Below are 22,271 nucleotides of genomic sequence, written 5' to 3'. Positions count from 1 at the left end.
TTTCCATAGGGGGAAAGATTCTATGTTTACAAATGGACTAAGAAGGGGTATGCCCATTGCTTTAGGGTATTTTCCAGTTGCTTTTAGTTTTGGTGTTCTTTGCGTCAATAGTCATATGCCTTTGGGGATGGCTACACTGATCAGTGTGACAAATTTCACATCAAGTGGGCAGTTTGCTGGATTAAATCTAATGATTGCTCAAGCAAGTTATTTTGAAGTAGCCCTGACATTATTGATGATTAATGCGCGTTATTTTTTGATGTCTTTATCGCTTTCACAGAAGATTGATGAACATATGAATACTTTAGAAAGAATGATTGTCAGTTTCTGTATCAGTGATGAAACTTTTGCTTTAGCATCACTTGAAGTACAACCCGTCACTTTTCGATGGATGAGCGGCTTCTTGCTTGGCCCTTTTCTTGGCTGGAGCTTGGGGGCTTTAGCTGGTGAACTTGTGGTTGGACTGTTGCCTGCAGCAATACAAGGGGCTATGGGGATTGCGTTATATGGCATGTTTATCGCTATTATTATTCCCGCAAGCAAGCATGCTTTACCAGTTGCATTCGTTGTATTGATGGCTTCTCTATCGCATATTTTCTTAACTTACATTCCACTTTTTCATTTTATGTCAGCCGGTTTCAAACTGATCTTTGCGACACTTATTGCTTCTCTTGTGGGGGCGAAAATCTTTCCAAGGGAGGTCAGTGATGATGAGTAGATATCAGTTAACCGTTGTTGCCATTATGGCCATCTTTACGTATTTACCGCGCTTTATTCCATTAACATTCTATCGTAAGAAAATTACATCACCCTATCTTTTATCCGTTCTCTATTATTTGCCCTATGCAGTACTTGGTGCGTTGACATTTCCAGGTATCCTCAATGCGACACCACATATGTGGGAATCACTTTTTGGCGGACTGGCTTGTCTTTTCTGTGCTTATCGTGAAAAAGGACTTGTCTTTGTCGCTATCATGGGTATTGTTGTTAGCTACATAACATACCTTGTCTTAACAATAATTTAGCTTGTACTCCACCCTACTCAGAAGGGGAGGAATTATGATCAAAAGGTATTTACGCCTATTGCTTTGTGTTATGTGCTCTTTCTTCATAACTGTATCAGCATTTGCATTGCATTCACCTATTCATGGGGCAGAATCACTCTTTCTTGATACAACGACAATGAAGATTGAATTTGATTTTCATGGTAATCATTCTGATCATGAAGGCTTTATTACCCTAGGTGGACAAGTTGCCTTCTGTGCTGATTACTATAAGAAGGTGGGCTTTAAAAAAACATATTATTCTGTGGAAAATGGCCATTTACGGTATGATGACGCCACGCTCAAGAAACTTCGCACACTGGCTTATTATGGCTATGGCTATAATGGTGATCAGTCTTATGAAATGTATATGGCGACTCAGGCTGCTATCTGGGAAGTCATTCATGGAGGTGAGGTAGTCCTTTCATTATATAAAGGGAATGGTAAATTTAAGAATAAGAATGTTGATATAAATGCCCAACAAGCAAGTGAAAAGCTTGCAAGATTACGTACTATAGTGGCTGCGAAATGGACTAACTTTGGCCAGATACCACAGCTTCCATCATCAAATAGGCTGTCAGGAATAGGGGATCATCATGTTTTAACACTTCATGATCCATTAGGCACTTTAGAAGACTATGATTTGACTGATGATGCTGGACTTCAAGTGTCAAAAAACGGCAATACATTGGCCATAAAGGCATCCCAGGCTTTTACTGGCAAGAAAACTTTGCGATTCAGTTTCCATAATCGTAATAATGGCGCACTCAATAATAGCCAGCCCATTCTCTATATGGCTAAGGATTATCAAGATGTCGTACGTCTCGGTTTTATGTACAATAATAGCTTTACCTTGGATGTCGAAATGCGACAAGGCCAGATTGAAGTAATCAAGAAGGATGCTGTCACAAACGAACCAATTATCCATCCAGCTACATTCAAGCTCTTTGATGAATATGGACAGCTTGTAGCCACGCTCACGACAAAAGATGGCAAAGCATTATCACCACTTCTACCAGAAGGAACATATACTTTAGAAGAAACCCAGGCACCTAATGGCTATGTCAAGAGAGACAAAATTCAAATTCAAGCAAACTTTAGCCAAAAGGCCACTCAAAGTGTGAATGTTTACAATGATGCCATTAAGGGAGCTATTCATATTGATAAGAACATACTCTTACATAAAGATGCTGATTTATCACTTGTTGATCATGACTTTTCGAAAATCGCTTTTACACTTCGGGCGCAAGAAGACATTCTCGCCCCAGATCATGCCAAAGTGATTTACAAGAAAGGGACAGAAATAGGAACATATCATCTTTCTAAAGAGGGTAAACTTGATATCGATCAGCTCTATTTAGGGAAGTATGTTCTTCAAGAAGTCAAATCGCCATCACAACTCATTACAAACAACCAAGAATATATCTTTGACTTAAAAGCCCAAAGTGAAATAGCGACAGTTGTCAAGAAAGCAACTGTTAATAACCAGCCTACAATAGTAGAAATCTCTAAAAAAGTTCTCACTGGCGAAGATGAACTACCTGGCGTAAAGCTAGCCCTTTATGATCAACACAATAATTTAGTTGATCAATGGATAAGCACATCGCAACCTCATGTCATTGAAGGACTTCATCGCAATACTGCCTATAAGCTTGTTGAAGTGAGTGCACCAAAGGGCTATGTCATCTCATCTCCAATCACATTCACAATTCAAGATCATGCCCAAAGACAGAAGATTGTCATGAAGGACAAACAGGTTGTTGTAAGCAAGCAGGCAATTACTGGCGAGAAGGAGCTTCCTGGGGCAAAGCTTGCCGTGCTTGATGACAAAGGGAAAGTTGTTGACCAATGGACATCAACAAATACACCCCATTATGTCAGCGGGCTGATTGAAGGCAAGACTTACATTCTTCGTGAGCTGGAAGCCCCAAAAGGTTATGTCATCAGTGGGGATATCCACTTCACTGTCAGCCAAGATAAGACCATGCAGAAAGTTGTCATGAAGGACAAACAGATTGTTGTAAGCAAGCAGGCAATTAGCGGCGAGAAGGAACTTCCTGGGGCAAAGCTTGCCGTGCTTGATGACAAAGGGAAAGTTGTTGACCAATGGACATCCACAAATACACCCCATTATGTCAGCGGGCTGATTGAAGGCAAGACTTACATTCTTCGTGAGCTTGAAGCCCCAAAAGGTTATGTCATCAGTGGGGATGTCAACTTCACTGTCAGCCAAGATAAGACCATGCAGAAAGTTGTCATGAAGGACAAACAGGTTGTTGTAAGCAAGCAGGCGATTACCGGCGAGAAGGAACTTCCTGGGGCGAAGTTAGGTGTCTATGATGAAGAAGGAAATGAGATTGACGTTTGGATATCAACACAAGAACCTCATTATGTCAATCATTTAACTGAAGGCAAAAGATATATACTAAAAGAACTTGAAGCACCGGCAGGCTATGTCTTAGGTGATCCAATTAGTTTTCAGGTTGAAGAGACAAAGACATTACAACAGGTTGTCATGAAGAATAAGCAATTCTTTATCAGTAAGAAGGATATCGTTCATGAAAAAGAACTACCTGGAGCTAAGCTTGTTGTAGTAAATGAGAAGGATGAAGTCGTTGATGAGTGGCTAAGCACTGATCAGCCTCATGCCATCAGAAATCTCAAAATGAATCAATGCTATATTTTGCGTGAGCTTCTTTCTCCTGATCACTATGCCATCGCTAAAGATATCCCATTCACGGTGAGCGATAAATGGGAGAATCAATATCTAACGATGTATGACCGTTTAACAGAGCTGAAAGTCTCTAAGACAGATGCTTCAATGAAGGATCTAAAGGGCGCTAAGCTACAAATCGTAGATGAAGATGGTCATGTTGTTGAAGAATGGATGAGTAATGGCGAAGTGCATATTGTCAAAGGTTTAATCTTGAATAAGAAATATATTCTTCGGGAAGTCCAAGCTCCCGACGGATATAAAATCAGCCAGGATCTTCCTTTTACAATGGTCGATGGGGACCATTTGACCATTGTGAATGAGAAAGAGCCTGTCGTACCAACATCGGATGCTACGCAAATAAGTGTCTATGCTTTACTTTTAGGAATTGGTCTTTTCGGAATTCTTCTTATCTTTATAAGCAAGAAAGTCAAGGGACGTGAATAAGGCATATAGTATGTAAAGAACTTCAGTGAAGACTGGAGTTCTTTTTTAAGAATTTTTATATCATGAAATACGATTTCTATTTTGTCTATAAAAACGTTTTAGTATACTAAAATTAAGAAAAGGGCTGTTGGTATTTTTGTTTTTATATGTCATAAAGAAAGGAACGATTATGGAACACGAACTCACTAATACCCACAGGCAAGCCTGTGGGGTTGCATAGCAGCCCTGAGTGAGTAGCCTGAGCCCTGAAACAGGGGCTACGTTAGGAGAGAATATATAGTTACCTGCGGATGTAGTACCAAGTCTGCAGCTCTAAGGCATGTGGTTAAACAGCTCTGAGGTATAGGGGCAGTGCTGCATGTGAAAACCTCTCATTAACATTGGCGATGGTACACTTACCGCCCTTCGGGGCGAGTCATTAAATCCTATTGGATTTTGAAAGGAGTGAACACATATGGTTTACGTTTTAAATCAGCACGGACAGCCTTTGATGCCCACAGAAAACCACGCTAAGGTGCGTATTCTGCTGAAGTCGAAAAAAGCGAGGGTAGTTAAAAGGTGCCCGTTCACCATACAGCTTCTGTACAAAAGTACAGAATATACACAGAACATCAGCCTGGGTGTAGACGCAGGCAGCAGGCATGTCGGTCTCTCCGCAACCACAAAGGACAAGGTGCTGTTCGAGTCCGATGTAGAGCTGCGAAACGGCATAGTGGGTCTGCTCTCTGCCCGCAGGCAGAATCGCAGGGCCAGGAGAAGCCGCAAGACCAGATACCGCGAACCTCGCTTCGATAATCGCAGGCGCAAGGACGGATGGCTGGCGCCTTCCGTCCAGAACAAGGTGGATACCCACCTGACAGCAATCCGCAGGGTGCACGAAATTCTGCCAGTCAGCAGAATCATCGTGGAAGTGGCGTCCTTTGACATTCAGAAGATCAAGAATTCTGACATAAGCGGTACGGAATACCAGCAGGGCGAGCAGATGGGGTTCTGGAATGTGCGTGAGTATGTTCTCTTCCGTGACGGCCATGAATGCCAGTGCTGTCATGGGAAGTCAAAGGATAGGATCCTGAACGTTCACCACATTGAAAGCAGAAAGACCGGCGGTGATGCGCCTAACAATCTGATCACGCTATGCGAGACCTGTCATACAGGCTATCACAGAGGCACGGTCAAGCTTCCGAAGTCCATCCACAGAGGCATGCGGTTCAGGGATGCCGTATTCATGGGCATCATGCGATGGGCATTCTACGGCAGGCTGAAGGAAATCTATCCAGACGTGCATCTGACCTATGGCTATATCACGAAGAACACGCGCATCAGGCATGGCCTGCCCAAGGATCACTGCATAGATGCTAGATGCATCAGTGGTCATCCAGATGCTGTCTCTTATGGCACTGTGTACTACCAGAAAAAGGCAAGATGCCACAACCGCATGATACATAAGAACGGCATCCTGAAGGGGGGCATCAGGAAGCGTAACCAGGCGCCCTATGAGGTCATGGGCTTCAGGCTTTTTGACAAGGTGAAGTGGAAAGGCCGTGAATGCTTCATCTTCGGCAGGCGTTCCACAGGCAGGATGGACCTGAGGCTTCTGGACGGCGCCAAGGTGAACGCATCTGTTGGATACAAGAATTTGCATCTGCTGGAAATGCGCAAGAACATGCTCGTTGAGGAAAGGAGGAAGGCGGTTCCTCCCACAGGCAAGCCTGTGGGTTTCCCCGCTAGACATTTATGACAACGACACAAGATCGACAAGGGCATTCTCAAAAACGAAAAGGGCTTATTTTTCTTATTGTACTGCTTGTCATAGCACTGATATGTGGTATCTATTATGGGTATGCTTATGTAAATAAGACAAAAATTGATCTTTCAAAGAATATGACAGTGCATTATATTGGTATATCAGGCTTAGCTTCAGTTAAATATGTGGATTATCATTTTAGCGAAGATGAAACAAATCAGTATCAAAAATTCTTGAAGACAGTTCGCTATCATGCCAGCAAGTCCTCCCATCTCGCTAATGGTGATCAAATAACGATAACATCAGATTATGATCATGAGATAGCAAAGCAATTGAATTTACGTATTGTCAATACGTCAAGAACCTTTACTGTGAGTGGATTGCCATATCGTTTTTAAAAGGGAACAGAAATTGACAAGTCTTTGATTCCTGAACTAAAGTCAAAAGCTCTTGTTAAGCTTACGAATGCATATCCTAATAATCAGGAAGATACTTATAACTTTACATATAATGGAACATATTTCTTGAAGCATAAGGATTTTGATTCACTTGTTTTAATTTATAAGGGTGATCATAAAGAGAAAGAGGATGATGGAATTGAGTATTCTTCTAAGTACTATTATTATCAGGTAGTAGGCATTAATTCTACTTTCAATAAAGATGTCATTGATCATGGCGAGTTTAGCGTAAGTGTGGATGAATTGGAGTATGAAGGACATGATGTCACTCAGGAAACAAATATTAAAGAAGCTCTGCCCCACTTAGAATCTTATTATGCCAGTGAAGTGACAAAAATAGACTAAAAAAGGGTGTTGGCTAAGCCAACACTCTTTCTATAAATTCAAGATTTTCTTTGCATCTCTGGCAATGACAAGTTCTTCATTTGTAGGAATGACATAGACTTTGACTTTGCTTTCAGGAGCAGAAATCAAGCGTTCGCCTTCACCATTTTCATTCGCATCATCATCAATGACAATACCAAGAGCTTCACCAACTGCTTCAAGAATGAGCTTTCTTACCCAAGGGGCATTTTCACCAATACCAGCAGTAAAGCTAATAGCATCAACCTTGCCTAATTGAACATAGTATTTACCAAGATAATCAGCCACTCTGCGAATAAAGATATCGATAGCAAGTTTTGCACGTTCATTACCTTCATCAGCAGCTGCCTTGACATCACGCATATCACCGGATACACCTGATACACCAAGTAAACCAGATTTCTTATTCAACATATTTGTGATGTCTTTAATAGACATATGTAAGTTTTCATCAAGATAGTCAATGACAGATGCATCAATATCACCACAACGTGTACTCATCATGACACCAGCTAAAGGTGTTAGACCCATTGATGTATTATAAGACTGACCGTCTTTGACAGCACAAAGCGATGCTCCAGCACCTAAGTGACAAACAATGATATTGGAATGTTCAGGACGACCTAAATAATCCAGTGTACGCTGGCTGACATAGTAATGTGATGTACCGTGGGCACCGTATTTTCTAATCTTGTGATCTGTATAATATTCATATGGAATAGGATAGATGTAATTTTTAGCAGGCATTGTCTGGTGGAATGCTGTATCGAAAGTTGCTGTTTCACCAGCATTAGGCATTGCCTTCATGCAAGCATTAATACCAATGAGATGGGCCTGGTTATGAAGAGGAGCTAAAGGAATGAGTTCTTCAATTTTTGCCTTGACATCATCATCGATACGTACGCTTGAATCGAAGTAGCTGCCGCCTTGGACAACACGATGACCAATACCCTTGATTTCATCAAGTGAGGCAACAATATGCTTTTCAAGCAAGTTATCTAAAAGCAGTTTAACTGCTTCGTTGTGTGTAGGAACGCTTAATGTTTTTGTTTCTTTTTGACCATTGTATTTAATTGTGAAGATGGCATCTTCATAACCAATTCTTTCAACAATACCTGAAGTAATGACGTCTTCAGTATCCATTTCAAATAACTGGAATTTCAAAGATGAACTTCCACAATTGACAACCATAATTTTCGCCATATCAAATCTCCTTCTACTTATTTTACGTTGTCATTATAGACCTAAAAAAAAGAAAAAACGAGAAAATTATCATAAACACGCTTAGATATGTTGTAAAAAATGTTGATAATCCTCTTCACTTTCTAAGTAATAATCAGCAATTGCCTTGAGCTCATGCTTATAATCTTTACTATATTCATCAAAGATGCCAACAACCTTGAAACCACCTTCTTTAGCAGAAGAAGCACCATGCAGTGCGTCTTCAAAGACGAAAGTCTGATCAGGAGAAGAGTTGGTATATTGGGCAGCTTTGAGATAAATGGCTGGCGTTGTTTTATCAACACCTGCTTCATCACAAGTAAGAATATAAACAAAGTCATCTAAGACATTTAAGCGACTTAAGGCTTTTTCGATAATACTTTTCGTATTGCTTGTGGCTATCACCAAAGGGATATGCTTCGCTTTTAATGCTTGAATGATATCATACATATACTCCTTAAGTTCTACTTCATGTTCATAAAAGTCTTCGACAATCTTCAAGATATCATGTTTGATGGTAGCAGGAGAGTCAGGAATATGAAGCTCATCATGCATATAGGCAATGCTTTTTTCAAGCGTCATATTGAAGAAAAGCCGGGAGAGCTCTTCTGTCGCGGTTATGTTGTGGCGGGCTAAATAAATAGCATCAGCCTTTGTCCAAATTGACATGGAATCAAGTAAAGTACCATCTACATCAAATATTGCACCTTTCATTTGATCACCTCGCTGATATTATAGCTTAATCGGATAGGAAGTCTAGGGATTTGCCTTTTCGTGCTTGAATACGTCATTTTTGGATGTTAGCAGTTTTCAAGGCTTGTGAAAACGTGTATAATGACCACGGTGAGGTGTACAATGAGTGATTCTTTAGTAGGTAAAGAGCTTCTCATTCACTGTTATAAGCATGATGGGAATCCCCATCGTACTTGGGATAAATGTGTTGTTTTAGAAGAAACAAAACGTCATTTTATTGTCATTAATGATCATACTTTAGTTACTGAAAGTAATGGTCGTAAATGGATGACACGTGAACCAGCAATTTGTTATTTTCCAAAGGATCGTTGGTATAATGTCATCTGTATGATCAGAAAAACGGGAGTATATTATTATGTCAATATTGCATCACCAACACTTTATGATGGTGAAGCATTGAAATATATAGATTATGATTTGGATTTAAAAGTTTTTCCTGATTATCGTTATAAAGTTCTCGATGAGGGCGAATATGCAGCTCATCGTAAGCTTTATGGCTATAGTGATGACTTAGATCGCATTTTCCACCAACAGCTTGATATATTGATTGAAGAAGCTCGTAATATGACTGGAGCCTTCAGACCGGATTTCGCTTTGAAATGGTATGAGGCATACAGAAATGGAGTACATAAAAAATGATAAAATTTGAAAATGAAATGGCAATGATTGCCTTTGGTAAGAAGCTTGGGCAAGTGTTACAACCTAATATGATGATTACCCTTAATGGTGAACTAGGAGCAGGGAAAACAACCTTGACAAAGGGAATTGGTGCAGGTCTTGGCGTTAAGCGCGTCATTAATTCACCAACCTTTACCATCCTTAAGTCCTATCAGGGACGTTTAACACTTAATCATTTTGATGCTTATCGACTTGAAGGGCAGGATGATGATCTAGGATTTGAAGAAATATTTGATGATGGGGGTGTTTGTGTTATTGAATGGCCTGAATTCATCAGTGATATTATTCCTAAAGAACATCTCGACATTACTATTTATAAGAATGAAGATAATACCCGTTCGCTAGAACTTAAAGCAGTGGGTAAGAAGTATGAGGATTTAATAAAGGCTATGAAGATGACATTAGTAATGGATACATCCAATCAATATTTAGGTATTGGGTTATATCGCGGTGATGAAAAACTTGAAACCCTTCTTGTCAATGAATCTAAGCGTCAATCAGAATATGCAATTCCTAAACTTCAGGAAATATTAGAACATCAACATGTTAGCCTAATGGATATTGATGAAATGGTCATTACTCAAGGACCTGGTAGTTATACAGGTGTGCGTGTGGCAATGACAATTGCGAAAACACTGGCGGTCATTGCCCCAGTAAAAATTAAGGTTGTGAGCTCTTTGGCTGCTTATGCAGGTTATCAAAAAGCTATTAGTGTTATTGATGCAAGAAGTCATAAATTATTTGTTGGAGTGTATGATCAGGGTCAGAATATTGTACCAGATCAGTTGATGAGCAGGGATGATTTTGAAGTGTTTAGAAAGCAATATCCTGATTATAAGGTCGTTGGTGATGGTGATCTTGTGGGTGAAGAAAGTGATAACAGTCAATTAGTTGATCATATTTTTGCTTTGTCAAAGGATCTTGAAACGATTGATCAGCCGGATTTACTTGTTCCTCAGTATATTAAAGAGGTTGAGGCAAAGAAAACATGTTATTAAGAGCGATGGCTGTAAATGATCTTGATCAGATCATAGTTTTAGAGCATCAGCTTTTTTCCTCGCCCTGGAGTAAGGAAGATTATCTCTATGAACTCTCCTCTAATCCTTATGCCAAGTATTATGTTTTAGAAGATGACAAGATTATTGGCTATGTAGGCATGTGGATTACATATGAAACAGCCCAGATCACCACTATTGGCATTGCCAAAGAGCGACAGGGTCAAGGATTAAGTAAGTTATTGATGAATAAGGTTGATGGTGAAACAAGGGATTGTGAAGCCATCACCCTGGAAGTGCGTGTTTCTAATACTAGAGCCATCCGACTCTATGAATCCTATGGGTTTCGTAAAGAAGCTATTCGAAAAGACTATTATCTTGATAATCATGAAGATGCTTATCTGATGATGAAAGAAAGGAAGATTTAAGTGAGTACAATCTTAGCGATTGAATCAAGCTGTGATGAAATGAGTGTTGCCATCTTGCGTAATGAAAAGGAGCTATTGGCCAACGTTGTTGCATCACAAATTGATATTCATAAACAATATGGTGGTGTTGTTCCTGAAATTGCATCACGTAAACATGTTGAATGTGTGTCAGCTGTTTTGCGTGAAGCATTGCGCATTGCGAACATTACCCCACAAGAACTTGATGCCATAGCGGTGACTAAAGGTCCAGGACTTGTCGGTTCTTTGCATGTAGGCATGCAAGAAGCGAAAACATTAGCCCTAGCTTTAAACATCCCTCTTATTGGTGTTCATCATATTGCTGGGCATATTTATGCCAATAATATTGAAAATACAATCCACTATCCCGCCTTGGCTTTAGTTGTCTCAGGTGGTCATACAGAACTTGTTTATATGCGTGAGGAATTCCAGTTTGAAGTCATTGGAACGACATTTGATGATGCGATAGGGGAAGCTTATGATAAGGTTGGGCGTGTTCTCCATTTACCTTATCCAGGTGGACCAGTACTTGATCGGATGGCGCATGAGGGAGAAGCTACTTATGATTTACCTCGTCCTTTAGATGATGGCAGCTATAATTTCTCTTTCTCAGGCTTAAAGAGCGCAGTGATTAATTTAAAGCATAATGCTGATCAGCGACATGAAGATATTCGTGGAAATGACCTAGCAGCAAGCTTCCAGGAAGTTGCTATGGATACCATCAGTCATAAGGCCATCACTGCAGCAAGAGACCTAGGGGTCAAAGAAATTATTGTTGCAGGTGGTGTTTCAGCTAATAAGGGCTTAAGAGAAAAGATGGCTAATAGTCCAATTCCAGCTATCTTTCCACCTATGAAATACTGTACGGATAATGCGGCAATGATTGCTGCTGCCGGCAGTGTGATGTATCGTCATAACATGTTCAGTTCACTTGATATTTCTGTGAAACCAGATTTTGATTTGGAAAATGAAAGTGCAGGTAAATAATATGGCAGAAAAGAAAAAGATTTCTAGAGCGACAATGGCGCGTTTTCCTATTTATTTAAAAGCCTTGCGAGCAATGGGACATATTGGTAAGGATAATTTCTTAAGCAGTGAGCTTGCAGAAGTCACACATATTCAGGATACGACCATCCGTCGAGATTTTGGCTTTTTACCTCAGAAAGAAACACTGGGTAAAAGAGGCTATGGATATGATACGAATCATATGATTGAAGCGTTAAGTGAAATGCTTGGACTTGGTCTTGATGAATCCATCATTCTTATTGGGGTTGGTAATCTTGGCAGTGCCATCTTAAAATATAATCGCTGGAAGTATACAGTGGGTAAGATTGTCTGTGCTTATGATGCCAATCCAGATAAGGTTGGTAGTGTTTATGGCATTGACATTTATAATATTGATGACTTAGAGACATCATTCCCAGATAAATGTAAGATTGCGATATTATGTATTTCTGATAACGTCCAGGAGACTGTGAATCGTTTAGTGAAATTAGGGGTTAAGGGAATTGTGGACTTTACACATAACCACTTTGTTGTTCCTAAGGGTGTTGAAGTACAGTCTGTTGATGTTGTTGTCGCGATTCAGGAACTAGAATTGAAAATGAAAGCAAATGAAGAGGAGTAATAATATGTTTGAATTCATGACTATTAGAGAATTATATGAATTATGCCTGAGTGGCGATCAGGTTGAACAAGATAGCTTAGAATATGTTGAACTTGAGGGCTGGGTCAGAACTAATCGTCCTAGCGGCAAGATTGGCTTTATTGCTTTAAATGACGGAACATATTTTAGAAATGCTCAGGTTGTTTATTCTGATAATCTCAAGAATTTTGATGAAGCTAAACATATTTCGACAGGTAGTGCCATTCATGTCCTTGGTAAGCTGAAATATACACCTGAGGCTAAACAGCCTTTTGAAATCGAAGCTACTGAGATTGAAGTTGAAGGTGCTTGTGATGAAGATTATCCTTTACAGAAAAAGAGACATTCATTCGAATATTTACGTGAAATTCCTCATTTAAGAGTAAGAGGGAATACATTCTATGCCATCTTTAGATTAAGATCAGTTCTTTCCATGGCTATTCATGAATTCTTCCAGTCACAGGGCTTTGTCTATGTGCATACACCAATCATTACTGGAAATGATGGTGAAGGTGCTGGGGAAATGTTTAGAGCTACAACTATTGATGATACAGATTTCGAAAAAGATTTCTTCGGCAAAGAAGCTTTCTTGACAGTAACAGGTCAGTTACATGTAGAAGCATTCGCAATGGCATTTAGAGATGTTTACACATTTGGACCAGCCTTTAGAGCAGAAAACTCCAATACCACAAGACATGCTTCAGAATTCTGGATGGTTGAACCAGAAATTGCCTTTGCGGATTTAGCGGATGATATGGATTTAATGGAAGATATGATTAAATACTGCATCCAGTATGTCTTAGATAATGCGCCTGAAGAAATGAAATTCTTCAACCAGTTTATCGATAAAGAATGCATTAACCGTATCACTAAAGTGAGAGATTCACATTTTGCCCGTATGACTTATACGGAAGCAATTAACCTTCTTGAAGAAGCTATCAAGAAGGGGCATAAATTTGAAAATAAGGTTTACTGGGGTGTTGATCTCAATAGTGAACATGAACGTTATATCTGTGAAGAAATTGTCAAAGGCCCTGTCTTCTTAACAGACTATCCAAAGGATATTAAAGCTTTCTATATGCGCTTAAATGATGATGGTAAGACTGTCGCCGCTGCTGACTTATTAGTTCCTGGTGTTGGGGAATTATGCGGTGGTTCACAGCGTGAAGAGCGTTATGATGTCTTAGAGAAAATCATGGATGAAAAAGGCATGACTAAGGATACTTTACAGTGGTATATGGATTTAAGAAGATTTGGTGGCTGTAAGCATGCGGGCTTTGGCTTAGGCTTCGATCGTTTCTTAATGTATCTCACAGGTATGGAAAATATCAGAGATGTAGAACCATTCCCAAGAACACCAAGAAATCTAAAATTCTAGAAAAAGGAGCACTGCTCCTTTTTTTCATACATGAAAAATTGTAGAATACTAGAGAGGTGTTAATCATGTTAGATTATGGATTTGTGAATCTTTTTTATAATATTATTTATAATGACAATACAGTCTATGAACGTGATTTAAAAATGGAATATCAGGATTTCGTAGATTTTAAGAACTGGCTCCATTCTTATCATATAGCCATCCCCATTCTCGATAAGATGAATGAAACAATGTTTATGTATTTTAAGCAGGCAAAGACGACTAAGCAAATGGAGCATTTATTACATCTTGACTTTACTTCTGCCTTTAATGATGTCAGAAAACAATATGTGGATAAAACACATGTCATCTTTATTCCTGGAATACATAAAAGCTGGCCTGATTTCACTTTAAGAAACAAGGATGTTGTCTTTATTCAGCTAAAAGATCGCTTAATACCACAAGATATTTTAACTTGTGATCCTTGCGAACAATTGACAAGCTTAGCGCTTTACATGGATGAATGTCCTGGTGCTTATATCTTTACAAGGGACAAAGAACGCTTCTTTCCAATGAGAGGTGAGGAAGATATTGAAAAGCTGAATGCGATACTTGCGAGTGATGATCTCTTTGACTACGATCCAGGGCCTTATAGCTACTATATTCATCTTTCTGATCTGCATTTAGGTTCGGCACATAAATTTCAGGCACTTGAAGCACTTTATGAATCCCTTAATAAGATTTATCCCCATTTAAAAAGCCATCATCAACTAAAATTCTTAATTTCTGGTGACTTGATGAATACCCCAAGTGAAAAGAATATGTATCAGGCTAATGATTTTATGAATGTCTTAAAGAAACATTATCGAGCTAAGGTATCCTTTGTCTTGGGAAATCATGATATGATTACTATTGGTTTGTCTATGGCTAATAGAGGGAAGGGGAAGGCTATTGCCTATTTACTAGGTGAAAAGATTCAAGTCTTTGATGATGATAAGTTGATTGTCTTGAAGATTGATAGTAATATGAGTGGTAACTTTGCGCGAGGAGCGATTGGCTCAAGACAGCTAGCTGAGATTGAATATGAATTATCAGCTATTGATCATCTTGAGGATTATACAATCGTTGCCATGTTGCATCATCATGTTTATCCGGTTGTAAAAAGTGACTTTTTAAAGCGAAAATGGAATGAACATTTTATTATTGGTAAACTGATGGATTTGTCGAAAGCTCTAACTGATGCGAAGAACTTTACAATGTGGCTAAAAGATATGCATATACGATATGTTGTGCATGGACATAAACATGTTCCTTTCTTCATGCATCGTAATGGCACATATATTGTCTCAGCTGGCAGTGCAACGGGCAGTCTGAAAGAAAGTGAAAGTAAGTATTTAAGCTATAATGTCCTGAAATACAATTATCAGACACAGCGCTTTACGAATTGTTGCATCATTTATCGCGATAAGAAGTATGCCCAGCGCTTAAAGATTGAAACTTACCTATTTGACGAGGAGAATGAAAATGAAATTAGTTGATGAAATGAAAGATGAGAAGCTTGGGGTTGCGATTCTCTATAACTTTACTAAGGGTTATCAGGATCCAGTACCCATGGAAACCTATAACATCGTTATTCCACTTATTTTTAATGATATCTTTACGAAAGAAATCTTAAAGCATGCCACACTTGAAGAAGTCATTAAGGCATGTTTAAAAGAAGATCCAGAATTTGGCGTCAACATAAAAAAGGCTCTTGTCGATGACAATGACATTACGACAAAGAGTCAGGGAATTGGGGTGATTTCTGGTCTTCTTTCTTTTGAATTGGTCAATAAAGAAATGTGTGGTTTTGCGAATGAAGCCAATGTACTTGATTTTAAGGAATGTCGCATACTTGGTAAGCTGATGCGCGGTAAGAGCGTTCAGGATGTTTTAAAGATGATGGTGACAAGGGATATTAAGATTGTTATTTTACAGGCATCAAGTGTAGGAAAGGATATTGATATGGGCTTTTTCAATGCCCTTGGTGATGTCACATTCTATGAAAATGCCAGTGACGAAGAAGTTATTGAACTATGTGCAGAGGCGACAATTATTGCCACAAACAAAAATAGAATTACGGCCAAAGTGATGGATGCTTGCCCAAAATTAAAATTCATTGCGGAAATGGCAACAGGTTACAACAATATTGATATCGCGGCAGCAAGTGAACGTGGCATTAAAGTCGCCAATGTTGCCAACTATTCGACATCGGCTGTTGCCCAGCATACTTTGGCGCTCGCCTTGGAAATGCTTCAGCATACTCATGAATATGACAGCTATGTCAAAAGCAAAGCTTATGGCGCAAGTGGGCATTTCTCTTACTTCGAAAATCCTATTCATGAATTAGCAGGTATGACTTGGGGTATTGTCGGTTTAGGGGCAATTGGTCATCAGGTTGCGAAAGTTGTAAGCAGCCTAGGCGCTCGTGTCATCTACTACTCGGCAAGTGGACATAAGCAGGATTGTAGCTATGAAATGGTTGATTTTGGAAAACTTTTAGAGCGTTCTGACATCATTTCCATTCATGCACCTTTGAATGATAAGACGTATCATTTGTTTAAAGGTGGTGTCTTTAAGGTCATGAAGAAATCTGCTTATCTGATTAATGTGGGAAGAGGACCAATTATTGATGAAATCAGTCTTGTTGAGGCATTAAAAAATAAAGAAATCCAAAAAGCAGCTCTTGATGTCTTTGAAGATGAGCCATTAGCTGTTGATTCCCCACTATATGAAGTTCAAGATCAGCTTATTTTAACGCCCCATGTCGCATGGGCAAGCGTGGAAGCAAGACAACGCCTTGTTGAAGAAGTCTATCAAAATATTGAAGCCTTTTTGAATGGTAGAGAACGCAATATTGTCAATCATTAGACGCCCTTTAAAGGCGTCTTTTTCGTATGGTAAGATGCTTGGAGCTATGTTAGAATAGCTGAGATAGGGAGGATTTATGAAAAGAGAAAGTTTTAATTCAAGATTGGGCTTCATTCTTGTCAGTGCAGGATGTGCGATTGGGATTGGCAATGTCTGGAAGTTCCCTTATCTTGTCGGACAGAATGGTGGAGGGCTCTTTGTGCTTATCTATCTCGTCTTTTTAGCCTTAATAGGTGTACCCATTCTTTCAATGGAACTCGCAATTGGTAGGGCAAGTCATAGAAGTGTTGTTCAAGCCTATAAAAAACTTGAACCTGCCAACAGTAAATGGCATATCCATGGCTGGATTGCGAATGCTGGATGCATGCTTTTAATGATGTATTATACAACAGTCTCAGGCTGGATGCTTGATTATGCTGTGAGATTTTTAACAGGTCAGTTTGCGCATGTGACTTTGAAAAGTGTTGATGGTGTTTTTGCACAGTTATTAGGCAATCCTGTTGAAATGATGGCAGCTATGATGGTCACTGTTATTGGTGGTTTTCTTGTCTGTTCATTTGGTTTACAGAAGGGCTTGGAAAAGATCACAAAAGTCATGATGAGTTGTCTGCTTGGTTTAATTATATTATTGGCCATTCATTCAATCACGCTCAAAGGTGGCATGGCTGGCCTTAAATTCTATTTAATGCCAAGTCTCAAAAATATGACTATGGCCAAAGGTATAAGACAGGTTGTGCTCGCAGCAATGAGTCAGGCTTTCTTTACATTATCTGTTGGCATTGGAGCTATGGAAATCTTTGGCAGCTATATGAGCAAGGATGAAAGCTTGCTTCAAGAATCTATGACCATTGCTTCACTTGATACATTTGTAGCGATTGTCAGTGGTTTGATTATTTTTCCTGCTTGTTTTGCCTTTGGTGTTTCACCTGATCAAGGACCTTCTTTAATCTTTGTGACGCTACCTAAAGTCTTTATTAATATGCCATTGGGCAGAATATGGGGAACATTATTCTTTGTCTTTATGACCTTTGCTTCTTTTTCTACAGTGATGGCTGTTTTCGAAAATCTTATTGCCAGTGCTATGGATAACTTCCAATGGTCAAGAAAGAAGGCAACCGTAATCTTTGCGATTGTCATACTTGTCCTTTCAACGCCTTGTGCTCTCGGTTATAATCTGCTTTCAGATTTTAACATTGCGGGTAAGAATATTCTTGATATCGAAGATTTTCTCGTCAGCAATATCTTATTGCCACTTGGTTCTTTAATATTCCTCTTATTCTGTGTGACGAAGTATGGCTGGAAGGCAGAAAATTTTATGACTGAAGCAAATCTAGGTAAGGGAATCAAGGTCAAAAACTGGATGATTCCATATTTTCGTTATGTCTTGCCGATTCTTATTATCATTGTATTAGGGCAGGGATTATTCTAAATGAAGCGGTTTAATGACCGCTTTTTGCGTTGAACAAGCATTTACAATTGGTTTATTTTCGTGTAGAGTAGAAATGTTGAAAGGAAGCGGGATGTATGGAATATGAAGTGACAACAGAACAGTTCTCTGGCCCTTTAGATTTATTGTTGCATCTGATTCGTGAACATAATATGGATCTAATGGATCTTGATGTAGCAGCTATTTGTGACCAGTATCTTGCTTATATTCAGACGATGGATCCAGCGCTTCTTGAAGCTGTTTCTGAGTATTTGGTGATGGCAGCTTGGCTGATTGAGATGAAAAGTAAGCTCCTGCTTCCAAGTGAAAAGCTTGATGATGAAGAAGATGACTATGAAGCACAGCGTCAGCTCATGATCAAGCGTTTATTAGAGAAAAATCAGATTAATGAAATCCTTGATGATCTCGAAGAAAGCTATGAAGAACGCAACCAGATGTTCAGTCGCCTTCCTGCTACATTTGATGAATATATCCAGGATGTTGAAAATGCTTTGCCTGATAATCTTGAAGTCTATGATCTTATTGGTGCTATGCAGAATGTCTTGCAGCGCAAGATGCTTTCTAAGCCTTTAGAAAGCCGTATTGCTAGGGTGGAGATTTCTATCGATGATCGTACAAGTCAGATTGAAGACTTTTTTATGAATCATCAAGGTGAAGTAATTGATTTTGAGGATTTGTTTGAAGGGGGCGACAAATATTTTGCGATTGTCACTTTCTTAAGTGTTCTTGTTCTTGTCAAGCATGATCAATTAGAGATTATGCAAGAATCTAATTTTGAGAAAATCTATCTTAGAGGTAAATATAATGGATCATAATGAATATCTCTCGATAATTGAAGGAATGATATTTTTATCCGGTGATGAAGGTGTAACGGTTAAGGATGTTATGGGCGTATTGAATGTTTCCAAGAAGGAAGCTGTCAGCATGCTTGATGAACTGATGGCACATTATAGCCTTAAGGCTATCAAGGGGTTTGATATTGCCAATTTTGGTGGCTTGTACAAGATGGTCACTTTGCCAGCTCATGAACAATACTATCGTAAGATGGTCGAAACAAATGCGAGCAGGATTTCCAAGAGCGCCTTAGAAACATTGGCTATTATTGCTTACTATCAGCCTATTACCAGAGTTCATGTTGAAGAAATCAGGGGTGTGGGATGTGAAAGCATGATTCGTAAGCTACTTGCGAAAGCACTTATTAAAGAGGTAGGACGTGAGGAAACTCCGGGGAGACCAATCTTATATGGCGTTACTGATGAATTCCTAAATGCCTTTAATCTTACTTCTCTTGATGAATTACCTGAATTAAAGGAAGTGAATAGTTCACTTGAGGAAGAAGACCTCTTTGATACAAAGTATATTGAAGGAAGAGATGAAGATATGAAAAAAACTGGTTCTTCTAAGTAACCAGTTTTTTTATTGAGATTTTGCTTCTGTACGGGTGAGAGCTTCTAAGCGCTCTTTTAAACTTTGGATCCGTAATTTGATTTGTTTTTGGGTGATCTTTGTTGCTGCTTCAGCAATAAAGACGCTAGAAAGCATAATGATTAATGTCCCAAAGAACATAATATACATGAAATATAATTGTTCTGTTGCAAGATATAAAGCTGCACTGATTCCAATAAAGACACCAGCCACTCTTAAAGACCTTTTCCCTAAGAAGTAGGAATACAAGTCCCCACGAATAGCCTTAGAGAAATCTTCTAGTGAAGAAATGATTTCTTTGATCTCTTGTTGGTCAAGATTTTGTTCGTTGATATTGCTTTGAATTTTAATTTTAAAGGGCATAATTCCACCTCCATGTCATGATTATAGCATCCTTATCAAAAAATAAAAGCAATTTACACATTCCCCTAACTAAGCTATACTACAAAAGGTGATCAAAATGAAGGCAATAAAACATTTTCAAACAATAACAAAGCATAAAATACTAGTAGGTCAGCTATGTTTTAAGCTCCATCTCTATCGACAAGGCTTATGCCATGATCTCTCAAAGTATTCCTTCACAGAATTTAAGACCGGTGTTCTCTACTATCAGGGAACTTCTTCGCCTAATGGTGCTGAACGCAAGCTTAAAGGTTATTCGGAAGCCTGGCTGCATCACAAGGGACGCAATAAGCATCATTGGGAATATTGGGTAGATTTTACGCGCAATGGCACAACGGCAGCCAAGATGCCTTATCGCTATGTCCTTGAAATGTTTTGTGATCGCATCGCTGCAAGTATGGTCTATCGTGGTAAAGACTATGATGACAGTTACCCACTTGCATACTATGAATCAGGAAAGCATTCCTATATTATGAATAGTGAAACAAGAGCATTATTGGAATATTTATTGGTGGAACTCAAGGATCAGGGGTTAGAAAAGACATTTAAGATGATCAATACCAAAAAGGGTTATGAAGATTATCATTTGGAGGATGGGCTATGAAAGCAATCATTGATGTTGGTGGTGGTTTAAGAGGAATATATGGAGCTGGTGTTCTGGATTATTGCATCGATCATCATTTAGATTTTGATGAGTGTATTGGTGTTTCTGCTGGCAGTGCCAATATCGCTAGCTATATTGCCAGACAGAAAGGCAGAAATTATCCTTTCTATCTCGATTATTCATTTCGTAAAAGCTATATGAGTTTAGAGAATATTTTCAAGAAGAAAAGCTATCTTGATTTACGTTATGTCTATGAAGCATTGAGTAATGAGGGTGGTGAAAATCCGCTGGATTATGATGCTTTTGTCAAGAGTGAGAAGAAGTTTGTGGCAGTAGGATATGATGCGGATCATGGCAAAGCCCATTATTTTACCAAAGAAGATATCGCAAGAAATCAGTATCAGGTGCTTGAAGCGTCTTGTTGTTTACCCGTTGTCTGTCAGCCTGTGGAAATAGAGGGTGTTCATTATTATGATGGGGGACTAGCTGATCCGGTGCCTGTCTTGAAAGCTCTTGAAGATGGCTGTGATGAAGTTGTCCTCATATTAACCCGTCCACTCGAAAAAAGAGAAAATAGTGCTCAGGATAAGGTAACAGCTAAAATCTTAAGCAAATTTGATGTTCTAGCAGCACAAAACTTACTGAAAAGAGCTGAACGTTATAATCAGGGAGTGGAGATTGTGAAGGAAATGGAAAGACAGGGGAAAGGGTTGATTGTTGCTCCTGATACCATTGGAGATATGTCAACCTTGACAAAAGATAAAGAAAAGCTATATTTACTCTATACAAAAGGGTATACTGATGGTGAAAAGATAAAGAAATTCTTAGAAAGGAATTCATAATGGAAAGATTACAAAAAGTGATTGCAGCAAGTGGCTATACGTCAAGACGTAAAGCTGAAGAACTCATTAAACAGGGCAAGGTTGCTGTCAATGGTGTTGTCGTAACTGAACTTGGCACAAAAGTCACAAAAAAAGATTCAATTACAGTCAATGGACAAGCCATTAAAAAAGAAGAACATGAATACTACCTGTTCTATAAGCCTAAACAGGTTATTACATCAATGCATGATGATAAAGGCAGAAAGACGGTGGCAGATTATTTTACTGATGTCGATAAACGCGTTTATCCTGTAGGACGTTTGGATTGGGATACGACAGGGGCATTAATTATGACAAATGATGGTGAATTTGCGAACTTAATGATGCATCCTTCTTCACATTTACCTAAGATTTATTATGCTTCACTTGACGGCATTCTTCTTCAGAGAGAAAAACGAGAATTAGAAAAAGGTATTTACTTAGATGGCGTCAAGACATTGCCTTGTGAAATTGTTGTTCGTGGTGTCGATGAAGAACATAAGACAACAATGATTGCGATTCGTTTAATAGAAGGCAAAAATCGTCAAATCAAGAAGATGTTTGAAGCAGTGGGACATCCTGTTAAACGTTTGCATCGTTTAGCTATTGGTGATATTGAAGTCACTGGTTTAGCACCTGGTGAATATCGCCCGCTTAAGGTTAAGGAAGTCAGAGTACTTCGTGCTAAAGCTCTTGAAAACAAACAAAAACAAGCAAAATATCAAAAGAAAAATAACGCAAAGAAAAAGATCTCCTAAAA

Annotated in this window: 23 protein-coding genes; 20 read left to right on the top strand and 3 right to left on the bottom strand. The window is 39.0% G+C overall.

The annotated features are described in order from the left end of the window. The first annotated feature begins 22 nt into the window (after positions 1-22). From FYJ79_RS00305 to FYJ79_RS00280, 6 genes are all read left to right on the top strand, one after another. The gene (locus tag FYJ79_RS00305; RefSeq protein ID WP_154514000.1) at positions 23-718 is read left to right on the top strand and encodes an AzlC family ABC transporter permease; all 696 of its coding nucleotides are present in this window, start codon (positions 23-25) and stop codon (positions 716-718) included. Continuing rightward, positions 708-1,025 (top strand): AzlD domain-containing protein, encoded by a 318-nt coding sequence (locus FYJ79_RS00300; RefSeq protein ID WP_229771269.1) that lies wholly within the window; start codon positions 708-710, stop codon positions 1,023-1,025. Before FYJ79_RS00305 ends, FYJ79_RS00300 begins: the two co-directional genes overlap by 11 nt. Before the next feature lie 34 nt (positions 1,026-1,059). Next, the gene (locus FYJ79_RS00295; protein WP_154513999.1) at positions 1,060-4,203 is read left to right on the top strand and encodes a SpaA isopeptide-forming pilin-related protein; all 3,144 of its coding nucleotides are present in this window, start codon (positions 1,060-1,062) and stop codon (positions 4,201-4,203) included. 454 nt (positions 4,204-4,657) lie between these two features. After that, on the top strand, positions 4,658-5,941 hold the full coding sequence (gene iscB / locus FYJ79_RS00290; RefSeq protein WP_154513998.1) for an RNA-guided endonuclease IscB: 1,284 nt from the start codon (positions 4,658-4,660) through the stop codon (positions 5,939-5,941). Then, positions 5,938-6,345 (top strand): hypothetical protein, encoded by a 408-nt coding sequence (locus tag FYJ79_RS00285; protein ID WP_154513997.1) that lies wholly within the window; start codon positions 5,938-5,940, stop codon positions 6,343-6,345. Before iscB ends, FYJ79_RS00285 begins: the two co-directional genes overlap by 4 nt. Before the next feature lie 24 nt (positions 6,346-6,369). Continuing rightward, entirely contained in the window at positions 6,370-6,750 is a 381-nt protein-coding gene (locus tag FYJ79_RS00280) for a hypothetical protein (RefSeq protein WP_154513996.1), read from the top strand. Positions 6,751-6,780: 30 nt separating this feature from the next. Here FYJ79_RS00280 and FYJ79_RS00275 read toward each other — a convergent pair whose 3' ends face one another. Further along, a complete protein-coding gene (locus FYJ79_RS00275) occupies positions 6,781-7,971 on the bottom strand; it encodes an acetate/propionate family kinase (RefSeq protein WP_154513995.1) in 1,191 nt (396 codons plus the stop codon). Between the two features lie 81 nt (positions 7,972-8,052). Continuing rightward, complete coding sequence (locus FYJ79_RS00270) at positions 8,053-8,703, bottom strand: HAD family hydrolase (RefSeq protein ID WP_154513994.1); 651 nt, start codon at positions 8,701-8,703, stop codon at positions 8,053-8,055. 141 nt (positions 8,704-8,844) lie between these two features. Here FYJ79_RS00270 and FYJ79_RS00265 point away from each other — a divergent pair, with 141 nt between their 5' ends. The 11 genes from FYJ79_RS00265 (at position 8,845) to scpB (ending at position 19,627) form a co-directional block, all read left to right on the top strand. Continuing rightward, the gene (locus FYJ79_RS00265) at positions 8,845-9,381 is read left to right on the top strand and encodes a DUF402 domain-containing protein (protein WP_154513993.1); all 537 of its coding nucleotides are present in this window, start codon (positions 8,845-8,847) and stop codon (positions 9,379-9,381) included. Beyond that, on the top strand, positions 9,378-10,418 hold the full coding sequence (tsaE, locus tag FYJ79_RS12860; protein WP_154513992.1) for a tRNA (adenosine(37)-N6)-threonylcarbamoyltransferase complex ATPase subunit type 1 TsaE: 1,041 nt from the start codon (positions 9,378-9,380) through the stop codon (positions 10,416-10,418). Before FYJ79_RS00265 ends, tsaE begins: the two co-directional genes overlap by 4 nt. Next, complete coding sequence (rimI, locus tag FYJ79_RS00255; RefSeq protein ID WP_154513991.1) at positions 10,409-10,843, top strand: ribosomal protein S18-alanine N-acetyltransferase; 435 nt, start codon at positions 10,409-10,411, stop codon at positions 10,841-10,843. The genes tsaE and rimI overlap by 10 nt, the downstream gene beginning before the upstream one ends. Beyond that, on the top strand, positions 10,844-11,848 hold the full coding sequence (gene tsaD, locus FYJ79_RS00250) for a tRNA (adenosine(37)-N6)-threonylcarbamoyltransferase complex transferase subunit TsaD (protein ID WP_277637380.1): 1,005 nt from the start codon (positions 10,844-10,846) through the stop codon (positions 11,846-11,848). Between the two features lies 1 nt (position 11,849). Next, positions 11,850-12,488 (top strand): redox-sensing transcriptional repressor Rex, encoded by a 639-nt coding sequence (locus FYJ79_RS00245; RefSeq protein ID WP_154513990.1) that lies wholly within the window; start codon positions 11,850-11,852, stop codon positions 12,486-12,488. A gap of 4 nt (positions 12,489-12,492) precedes the next feature. After that, positions 12,493-13,884, top strand: coding sequence for an asparagine--tRNA ligase (asnS, locus tag FYJ79_RS00240; protein ID WP_154513989.1), 1,392 nt, complete (start codon positions 12,493-12,495; stop codon positions 13,882-13,884). A gap of 65 nt (positions 13,885-13,949) precedes the next feature. After that, positions 13,950-15,401: a metallophosphoesterase family protein gene (locus FYJ79_RS00235; RefSeq protein WP_154513988.1), complete on the top strand. Its 1,452-nt coding sequence runs from the start codon at positions 13,950-13,952 to the stop codon at positions 15,399-15,401. Further along, positions 15,388-16,773 (top strand): NAD(P)-dependent oxidoreductase, encoded by a 1,386-nt coding sequence (locus tag FYJ79_RS00230; protein ID WP_154513987.1) that lies wholly within the window; start codon positions 15,388-15,390, stop codon positions 16,771-16,773. The genes FYJ79_RS00235 and FYJ79_RS00230 overlap by 14 nt, the downstream gene beginning before the upstream one ends. A gap of 76 nt (positions 16,774-16,849) precedes the next feature. Further along, positions 16,850-18,202 (top strand): sodium-dependent transporter, encoded by a 1,353-nt coding sequence (locus FYJ79_RS00225; RefSeq protein ID WP_154513986.1) that lies wholly within the window; start codon positions 16,850-16,852, stop codon positions 18,200-18,202. A 95-nt stretch (positions 18,203-18,297) separates the two neighbouring features. Continuing rightward, a complete protein-coding gene (locus tag FYJ79_RS00220; RefSeq protein ID WP_154513985.1) occupies positions 18,298-19,035 on the top strand; it encodes a segregation and condensation protein A in 738 nt (245 codons plus the stop codon). Further along, entirely contained in the window at positions 19,025-19,627 is a 603-nt protein-coding gene (gene scpB, locus FYJ79_RS00215) for an SMC-Scp complex subunit ScpB (protein WP_154513984.1), read from the top strand. Before FYJ79_RS00220 ends, scpB begins: the two co-directional genes overlap by 11 nt. Before the next feature lie 9 nt (positions 19,628-19,636). On the opposite strand, the gene FYJ79_RS00210 is transcribed toward scpB, so the two are convergent. Beyond that, positions 19,637-20,008 (bottom strand): hypothetical protein, encoded by a 372-nt coding sequence (locus tag FYJ79_RS00210; protein WP_154513983.1) that lies wholly within the window; start codon positions 20,006-20,008, stop codon positions 19,637-19,639. A 97-nt stretch (positions 20,009-20,105) separates the two neighbouring features. Here FYJ79_RS00210 and FYJ79_RS00205 point away from each other — a divergent pair, with 97 nt between their 5' ends. Genes FYJ79_RS00205 through FYJ79_RS00195 form a run of 3 tightly spaced genes read left to right on the top strand, consistent with a single transcriptional unit; the run spans position 20,106 to position 22,269 of the window. Further along, on the top strand, positions 20,106-20,651 hold the full coding sequence (locus tag FYJ79_RS00205; protein WP_154513982.1) for a DUF5662 family protein: 546 nt from the start codon (positions 20,106-20,108) through the stop codon (positions 20,649-20,651). Beyond that, positions 20,648-21,493 (top strand): patatin-like phospholipase family protein, encoded by an 846-nt coding sequence (locus FYJ79_RS00200; RefSeq protein ID WP_154513981.1) that lies wholly within the window; start codon positions 20,648-20,650, stop codon positions 21,491-21,493. Before FYJ79_RS00205 ends, FYJ79_RS00200 begins: the two co-directional genes overlap by 4 nt. Beyond that, positions 21,493-22,269, top strand: a complete 777-nt coding sequence (locus FYJ79_RS00195; RefSeq protein ID WP_154513980.1) for a pseudouridine synthase — start codon at positions 21,493-21,495, stop codon at positions 22,267-22,269. Before FYJ79_RS00200 ends, FYJ79_RS00195 begins: the two co-directional genes overlap by 1 nt. Positions 22,270-22,271 lie beyond the last annotated feature (2 nt).

It is taken from the genome of Sharpea porci, from assembly GCF_009695655.1.
GTDB lineage: Bacteria > Bacillota_I > Bacilli_A > Erysipelotrichales > Coprobacillaceae > Sharpea > Sharpea porci.
The sequence above is the reverse complement of the archived record's forward strand: the minus strand, read 5'-3'. Positions and strand labels throughout refer to the sequence as shown.

What these genes read in the sequence shown, in the direction of transcription:
- FYJ79_RS00195 (WP_154513980.1), top strand. Translation starts at nt 21,493, where the DNA reads ATGGAAAGATTACAAAAAGTGATTGCAGCAAGTGGCTATACGTCAAGA.
- scpB (WP_154513984.1), top strand. Translation starts at nt 19,025, where the DNA reads ATGGATCATAATGAATATCTCTCGATAATTGAAGGAATGATATTTTTA.
- iscB (WP_154513998.1), top strand. Translation starts at nt 4,658, where the DNA reads ATGGTTTACGTTTTAAATCAGCACGGACAGCCTTTGATGCCCACAGAA.
- FYJ79_RS00270 (WP_154513994.1), bottom strand. Translation starts at nt 8,703, where the DNA reads ATGAAAGGTGCAATATTTGATGTAGATGGTACTTTACTTGATTCCATG.
- asnS (WP_154513989.1), top strand. Translation starts at nt 12,493, where the DNA reads ATGTTTGAATTCATGACTATTAGAGAATTATATGAATTATGCCTGAGT.
- FYJ79_RS00295 (WP_154513999.1), top strand. Translation starts at nt 1,060, where the DNA reads ATGATCAAAAGGTATTTACGCCTATTGCTTTGTGTTATGTGCTCTTTC.
- FYJ79_RS00245 (WP_154513990.1), top strand. Translation starts at nt 11,850, where the DNA reads ATGGCAGAAAAGAAAAAGATTTCTAGAGCGACAATGGCGCGTTTTCCT.
- FYJ79_RS00225 (WP_154513986.1), top strand. Translation starts at nt 16,850, where the DNA reads ATGAAAAGAGAAAGTTTTAATTCAAGATTGGGCTTCATTCTTGTCAGT.
- FYJ79_RS00220 (WP_154513985.1), top strand. Translation starts at nt 18,298, where the DNA reads ATGGAATATGAAGTGACAACAGAACAGTTCTCTGGCCCTTTAGATTTA.
- FYJ79_RS00210 (WP_154513983.1), bottom strand. Translation starts at nt 20,008, where the DNA reads ATGCCCTTTAAAATTAAAATTCAAAGCAATATCAACGAACAAAATCTT.
- FYJ79_RS00205 (WP_154513982.1), top strand. Translation starts at nt 20,106, where the DNA reads ATGAAGGCAATAAAACATTTTCAAACAATAACAAAGCATAAAATACTA.
- rimI (WP_154513991.1), top strand. Translation starts at nt 10,409, where the DNA reads ATGTTATTAAGAGCGATGGCTGTAAATGATCTTGATCAGATCATAGTT.
- FYJ79_RS00200 (WP_154513981.1), top strand. Translation starts at nt 20,648, where the DNA reads ATGAAAGCAATCATTGATGTTGGTGGTGGTTTAAGAGGAATATATGGA.
- FYJ79_RS00235 (WP_154513988.1), top strand. Translation starts at nt 13,950, where the DNA reads ATGTTAGATTATGGATTTGTGAATCTTTTTTATAATATTATTTATAAT.
- FYJ79_RS00265 (WP_154513993.1), top strand. Translation starts at nt 8,845, where the DNA reads ATGAGTGATTCTTTAGTAGGTAAAGAGCTTCTCATTCACTGTTATAAG.
- tsaE (WP_154513992.1), top strand. Translation starts at nt 9,378, where the DNA reads ATGATAAAATTTGAAAATGAAATGGCAATGATTGCCTTTGGTAAGAAG.
- FYJ79_RS00305 (WP_154514000.1), top strand. Translation starts at nt 23, where the DNA reads ATGTTTACAAATGGACTAAGAAGGGGTATGCCCATTGCTTTAGGGTAT.
- FYJ79_RS00275 (WP_154513995.1), bottom strand. Translation starts at nt 7,971, where the DNA reads ATGGCGAAAATTATGGTTGTCAATTGTGGAAGTTCATCTTTGAAATTC.
- FYJ79_RS00300 (WP_229771269.1), top strand. Translation starts at nt 708, where the DNA reads ATGATGAGTAGATATCAGTTAACCGTTGTTGCCATTATGGCCATCTTT.
- FYJ79_RS00230 (WP_154513987.1), top strand. Translation starts at nt 15,388, where the DNA reads ATGAAATTAGTTGATGAAATGAAAGATGAGAAGCTTGGGGTTGCGATT.
- FYJ79_RS00285 (WP_154513997.1), top strand. Translation starts at nt 5,938, where the DNA reads ATGACAACGACACAAGATCGACAAGGGCATTCTCAAAAACGAAAAGGG.